The organism is Calothrix sp. CBUCES-K 9914 (genome assembly GCF_059640475.1).
Map to the genome: position 1 here is coordinate 1 of NZ_JBXXZH010000374.1, position 6,605 is coordinate 6,605.

General features: G+C 40.5%; 6 protein-coding genes. 2 read left to right on the forward strand and 4 right to left on the reverse strand.

Translation table 11 applies throughout. The features are described from left to right. From AC2JBO_RS41600 to AC2JBO_RS41610, 3 genes are all read right to left on the reverse strand, one after another. The coding region (locus tag AC2JBO_RS41600) for an efflux RND transporter permease subunit (RefSeq protein WP_496959481.1) at positions 1-442 on the reverse strand (442 nt) is incomplete at its 3' end. Between the two features lie 107 nt (positions 443-549). Then, entirely contained in the window at positions 550-1,860 is a 1,311-nt protein-coding gene (locus tag AC2JBO_RS41605) for an efflux RND transporter periplasmic adaptor subunit (RefSeq protein WP_496959482.1), read from the reverse strand. A gap of 314 nt (positions 1,861-2,174) precedes the next feature. Continuing rightward, positions 2,175-3,230 (reverse strand): sensor histidine kinase, encoded by a 1,056-nt coding sequence (locus tag AC2JBO_RS41610; protein WP_496959486.1) that lies wholly within the window; start codon positions 3,228-3,230, stop codon positions 2,175-2,177. Between the two features lie 6 nt (positions 3,231-3,236). On the opposite strand from AC2JBO_RS41610, the gene AC2JBO_RS41615 reads away from it, so the two are divergent. Continuing rightward, a complete protein-coding gene (locus AC2JBO_RS41615) occupies positions 3,237-3,818 on the forward strand; it encodes a hypothetical protein (protein ID WP_496959483.1) in 582 nt (193 codons plus the stop codon). Between the two features lie 213 nt (positions 3,819-4,031). Here AC2JBO_RS41615 and AC2JBO_RS41620 read toward each other — a convergent pair whose 3' ends face one another. Beyond that, on the reverse strand, positions 4,032-5,741 hold the full coding sequence (locus AC2JBO_RS41620) for a DUF1565 domain-containing protein (RefSeq protein WP_496959484.1): 1,710 nt from the start codon (positions 5,739-5,741) through the stop codon (positions 4,032-4,034). 255 nt (positions 5,742-5,996) lie between these two features. Here AC2JBO_RS41620 and AC2JBO_RS41625 point away from each other — a divergent pair, with 255 nt between their 5' ends. Further along, entirely contained in the window at positions 5,997-6,527 is a 531-nt protein-coding gene (locus tag AC2JBO_RS41625; RefSeq protein ID WP_496959485.1) for an alpha/beta hydrolase, read from the forward strand. Positions 6,528-6,605 lie beyond the last annotated feature (78 nt).

Here is a 6,605-nt window from a genome sequence, read left to right on the forward strand (position 1 = left end):
ACTCGTAAACAGGTAACTGTGAAGGGTCAACTTTAAAAATACGAGGTTCTTCAATCGTGTCAGGTAATCCATTGCGCGCGCGGTTATAAGCAGCAGTCGCATCATTCAAAGCTTGGTCAATATTACCACCCGTTTGGAAAAACAAATCCAGACTTACTTGTCCCTCACGGGTTTGAGAAAATACCTGCACCACACCTTCCGTTGCCGTAAAAGCTTCTTCCAAAGGTCGAGTAATTTCATCAACTGCCACCTCCGGCGATATTCCAGGCGCCGTAATCCGAACACCAATCCTTGGATAAGTAATCGAAGGCAGTAAATCTACTGGTAACTGCGAAGCAAAAAAGATACCTATAACAATAACCGCGACAGTTAAAACTAACGTCGCAATATGCTGACGAATAGAAATAGCACTAATACTTAATCTGTTGGTGTTTCGCTGCATCGCTTTTATATAAAAACTCTTTTAAACCCTCTTACCTTTGTGTTCTTTGTGCCTTTGTGGTTTTTCTTTAATGAACCACAAAGAACACAAAGGACACAAAGGAAGAATTAGCTTTTTTCTGAAAGAACCGAAAGTCTAACGGTTTCACCATCTTTGAGAGGTTTACCGCTTCTAACTACAAAAGACTCACCTGCTTGCAACCCCGATAAAATTTCAACCTTCCCGTTACCCCTTTGCCCAAGCGTCACATTTCGTGTATTAACTGTAGGTTCAAGGGCGCCTTTTGCCAAAACAAAAATAGTGCCTTGAGGGTTATTGGCTGGTTGTCCAGGTTTCTCTTGTAGTGCTGTTTGCGGTATAACGACTCTTTGTGCAGTATTCGCGTTAAAAGTAACTCTTGCCAAAAGACCGCTTGATATTTTGTTATTAATATTAGGTATATCTACCTCAACAGGTATTAAACGCGCGGTCGCATCAGCAACAGGAGAAATACGACCAACAACACCTGTATATGTTTGGTTTGGAAATGCGTCTAACTTAACCTGTACAGATTGTCCAACTCTAGCTCTTCCTAGTTCTAACTCTGAGAGTTGCACTACAACCTTAACTTTATTTAAATCACTAATTTTTAAAACTTCATTCCCTGGCTGTAAAAAATTACCTGGTTCCGAAACTTTTTCTGCCACTACACCATTAATAGGAGATACCAACCGCGCGTAAGAACGACGTTTTCTAGCTTCAGCAACTACTGCTTGTTGAGCAACAACTCGACCTTGAGCAGTTGTAACCGCTTGTTGTTCTGAATTAACTTGTGAAATTGCCGCGCGTAATGCTTGAGCAGCAGTTTGCGCTTCAGTCAGACTTTGTTCAGCAGCTTGTGCAGGAATGGCGCCTTCTTTTAATAATTTTTGTTGACGGTTAGCATCATTTTGTGCTTGAACAAGTTCCAACCGTAACCGTTCAACTTCTGCTTTACGGTTAGCTATTTGTGTATTTACTTTTGAAACTTCTGATTTTAACGAAGCAAGTTCCGCTTCCGCTTGATTTAATGCTGTTACTAACAGTGCATCATCTACTTGCCCAAGGGTTTGTTCCTGTTTAACAGTATTGCCCACATCAACAGAAAGCGCTAATAATTGACCCTCAATTCGTGAGCGTAATGAAACCGTGCGATATGGCGCCGTTGTCGCAGTAAATTCGGGTTGCTGTTTTAATAAACCAGTTTGTGCTATTGCTACATCTACAGGTGTACTTCTATTCGCAGTCGCAGCACCCTGTTGTGGTTGTGCATCCGCTTTGTCTTTATTCGAGGCGCCGCAACCTGCACACAAAAACCCAAGACCAAGTAAACAAGCAACTAACAACCTATTATTTTTCGCCCTTTTCGTGCAAAAGAATTTACTGATGTCAATTTTCACGTTAATCACCTAGACAACGCCTGAATAAGCTTTCATCAATTTAAAAATAATTACCACCTTTTGGAAAAGTCTTGTGGAATACTGTTGTGGAATGGGCATCCCTGCCCGTTCAATTCTTAGGGCGGGCAAGGATGCCCACCCCACAAGAAACCACAAGAGAATTTTGTATTTGTTTACTCGTAAGTCCTAACTACAAGTAGTACGGGCGCTTAACAATATATACTGAGTTACCATTTATGTTTAAAAATAAGTATAAAGATTCTTAAGTTTTATTAACTCTATCGCAAGATTGAAAACAGCGTTATTTATTGGATTTACTCAGCTTTTTGCAGTATAGGTATCTGAATCACAAACTCAGTTCCGTGCCCAGGTATAGAAAAGCACTCTAATTTCCCATGATGTTTATCAGTAATTATTTGGTAGCTAATAGACAGACCCATACCTGTACCCTTACCAACTGGCTTTGTTGTAAAGAAAGGGTCAAAAATGCGCTGCTTAATTTCTTCGGGAATACCAGATCCATTATCAGCAATTGCAATTTGTAACCAAGATGCGCCTACTACAGATGTACTAATCTTGATTACAGGGGTTTCTACTTTACCAAGCGCTATTCCCTCTTCGACTGTATCAATTGCGTTTACTATTAGATTCATAAATACCTGGTTGAGTTGTCCAGCATAACATTCAATGTCTGGAATATCACCATAATCTTTAACAACTTTAATACAGCTACGCTTGGGTTTGTCTTTCAGACGATTTTGTAAAAGCATCAAAGTACTATCAATACCCTCGTGGATGTTAACAGTTTTTATATCAGCTTCATCAAGACGGGAAAAAAGGCGAAGGGATTTAACAATTTCGCGAATTCTTTCAGTACCAACTTGCATCGAGGTAAGTAGTTTTGGTAAGTCTTCGCGGAGAAAATCAAAATCTATTTCTTCAAGTTTATCAGCAATTACTTGTGAAAAATTTGGGAATTCATCTTGATAAAGTTTAATAAGTTCGAGCAATTGTTGAGTATATTCGCGAGTATGAGTAACATTTCCATGAATAAAATTGACAGGGTTATTGATTTCATGAGCAATACCAGCGACTAACTGACCCAAGCTAGACATTTTTTCTGCTTGTAACATTTGAGCTTGAGTAGATTGTAATTGTTTGAGCGTCTCTTCAAGCTTTTCTGCATAATCGCGCAATGTTAGTTCTGCCTGCTTACGTTCGGTAATATCTAGAATTATGCCCATCGTCGCAACAGGGTTATTGTTATTATCAAAAATGGCGCCTGAACGTAGTAATGCATGAAACTGGTGCCCTTTTAGAGATTTTAGTTCAACTTCAAATGAACATGCTTTTAAAGCTGCATGTTGTATAACTTTTTGAAATTCCGAGTTATCAACAAATCAGAAAATTTTCTTGACAAATGGGAGGCATTAAAAAATCTAAATACTTCAGAAACTCAACTTGGAAAACTTGCGAAACATCAAAATATTATTATTCGTGAAGCGGTAGCACTTCATCCCAAAACACCAGTTGATATTTTAGCAAAATTAGCTACTGATAAACACGTTGCTGTTCGTATAGGCGCCGTACAAAACCCAAATACACCTGTAGATATTATCGAAAAGTTAGCCCAAACAAAAACTAAAAGTTTCCAAGCAGCCAAAACAGCAGCAATAAAAGTTTTAGTTAGTAATTATCCAGAGAAAGCTAGTTCATACTTACAAACTTATGTAAATACTCCTACACCTTCATTAGCTCGTTTAATTGGATTATTACATATAGGCGCCAGCAGTGATTTTTTAGCTAATAACAGTGGCTCTTTATCGTGGCTCGAACTTTACGCCGTTGCTCAACATTCTAATACGCCACAGGATATTTTGAGTAAGCTTCAAAATGACCCTAACCGTATAGTGCGCGCGGCAGCTAAGGCAGAAATTATTAAATTTGATGCGAAATGAAGGAAGGAAAAGTTTATTGCTCTTTTTCTCTGTAGAGACGCGATTAATCGCGTCTCTACGTGTCTCTGTGGTAAAAAAAATTAAGCCACTGCACAGGCGAGGACGCCTATGCTACAACCCCCCGAAAGCACGGGGGATCAACTCATCAAAACTCACAAAAAAACCACACTCCGCCCAAGGGAGACGTGATTAATCACGTCTCTACATTTTTGTTTAGGGGGTTCTAACTATATAGGGGGAAGAAATAGCTTGAGCTTGACCTGCGTTAACCAAAGCTTGGTAAACAAAAGCTGCTACTTCCGCGCGGGTTGCTTCGCGCGTTGGGTTGAGTTGTTTTACCGTAGGATAGTTGACTACTAGTCCTTTAGCGGTTGCCGCAGCAACTGGGCTAGTGGCATATCCAGGAATACCAGCAGCATCGCTAAAGAAAGAATTAATGTTCTGCGTAGGAGCTGTTAAACCTAAGCCATTTGCCAGTGCCACAAGTACCTGTACGCGCTGAATTTGTTGCGCTGGTTTAAATGTACGGTCAGGATAACCGGAAATAAAACCACCACGTGCGGCAGTTTGAATTACTTGGAAAGCCCAAAAGTTACTTTGTACATCACTAAAGTTAGCTGCTTCTCGCTTTGGTGCTGGGTTAAATGCTTTGGCGACAATAGCCGCAAATTGCGCGCGTGTTACAGGTTCATTCGGTTTAAACGTACCATCGGGGAACCCAGCAATAATATTACGCGAAGCCAAAGCTTCAATATGCGCTTTTGCCCAATAGTCAGCAGTTACATCTTTGAAAGCAGTGGCGCCACCAACTACTGGTGGTGGCTCAACTTTTGCTACAACTAATTCGACTTTACCTAAAGTGCGGGTCGGGTCTACGTCGTTACCCACAGCAGTAATTACTTTAGTTGTGCTGAAGTTGTAAATATCGAAGAATTTTTTCGGGTCTTTCTTACCGTTGTTGCGAATTATGTTTTTACCAGGACTTTCTTGAGTACCTAAGTCGGGTTCAGCGTTTTGAATTGCAATTAAACCGTGGTCGCGGTTTTCTTGAATAACGTTGTTTCGCAATACTGGTTTGGCGTTACTACTAATTACGACACCACCATTATTCCCGGTAATTTGATTATCAGTAATTAAAGGTGATGCGTTGTCGCTAACTGCAATACCAAAACCTGTGTTTTGAAACTGGTTGTTACGAAGTTCGCCCTTGGCATTTTTGGCAACCGAAACGCCGTTACCTTGGTTAAGAGTAAAGATATTATTTTCGATTTTAGGATTACCTGTACCTGTAACAAACACACCTTCACGAACGCTTTGTGTAAAAGTACTATTTTGAATAGTTGGATTTGCTGATTCTACCCATACTCCAGTTCCGCGTCCGTTTGTGTTAGTTACTGTTACTCCAGAAACTACTACGTCGTTACCTGCCAAAATTGAAATATTTTGTCTTGCGAAGGTTGGACTGGTATAAAATCCACCGCCACTAATTAATACTGACTGACCTTTTGAGTTGTCATCCCCCTTAAGACTGATTCCTCGGTTCAAGACAATCGGAAATGTTTCACCACTTTCTGCGTTATAAGTTCCCGGCGCCAATTGAATAATAGTACCTGGTTGAGCTTGTCTAAGAGCAAAAGTAATCGATTTGAATGGTGTTGCTTCGGCAGTCCCGGTGCCTGCTGCGTCATTACCACTTGTAGGATTTACGTATAATATAGTACCAGCAGCAGGAGCTTGAACGGTACGAACAGGGGTTTGAGCGTTAGTAGCACCATTGTTGGTAAATGCTGGCACGAGGGTAGAGGCGCCAGAAGCTACAACTAAAGCAGACAAAATAGTGGGCAGCGCGCGTTGCTTGTTCATACGGTTGCCGTGTGAGGAATGAGAATTTTTATGTTGATTGTGTAAACCCTGACGTGTCATCTTGGTTTAAAGTCTATAAATTTGCTGAAAAATTGGCATGTGCAACTGGGTGTATCTGGCAGCAGTTTTGCTATCTAACCCATGCAAAACTATACCGGAAGACTTACACATTATCAGCACAGTTCCTTGCAAAAATCAGAATTTCTATTTATGGATAGATGACATCGAAAGCTATTGTTGTATTGATGCAACTAATGCCTGGTAAATATCGTCACTCACAAATGGCGCCTGCTTAACTCAAACCAATATATATATATGCTAAGACTTATATTAATGCGCTACTGCTTGATAATAGCTGCTATTGCGTGCGTGTTTTCTACAGCCACCCCTGTATTCGCAGCCGAAAAAATTATCCTTAAATATCGTGTTTTTCGCCAGCCGTTTCCTGTAAGAGAACTTTCCACTCTTGCGGATACAGGTCAACCTTCGCTTGCATTACGCGCGACTTTAGCGTTAGCACGACAAGACCCGAAAGTAGTTCGTCGCTACCTAACTGAACCAGTAAGAGTAAATCCTGTTATATTAGAGCGGGTTTTAAATAGTCCTGTTGGAAATGTAATTTTAGACCAAATAAGCCAGGTGATTCACACACCAACGCGACAAGACGATAGACAAGCTATGCGGAGCGCGCTTGTACTATCGGCAAAAGATAATGATATTAAGTTAATTGAAGTGATTAGAAACTACCCAACTACAGAAGTTGAGGTTGATGGGGATAACCTTGAGAAAGCTTATCGCCAGTTACGTTCTTTACAAGGCAGCTTACAGAATATTTTGGGTTTTTAATATGGAAATTTTAATCCCCCCCTTATTAAGGCTACCGTGTACACATAACTTTTTGGCATCGGGAGCAGGGAGGTATTG

Excerpts from the sequence above, each read along its gene's own strand:
- AC2JBO_RS41620 (WP_496959484.1), bottom strand. The coding sequence starts at position 5,741 with ATGACACGTCAGGGTTTACACAATCAACATAAAAATTCTCATTCCTCA.
- AC2JBO_RS41625 (WP_496959485.1), top strand. The coding sequence starts at position 5,997 with ATGCTAAGACTTATATTAATGCGCTACTGCTTGATAATAGCTGCTATT.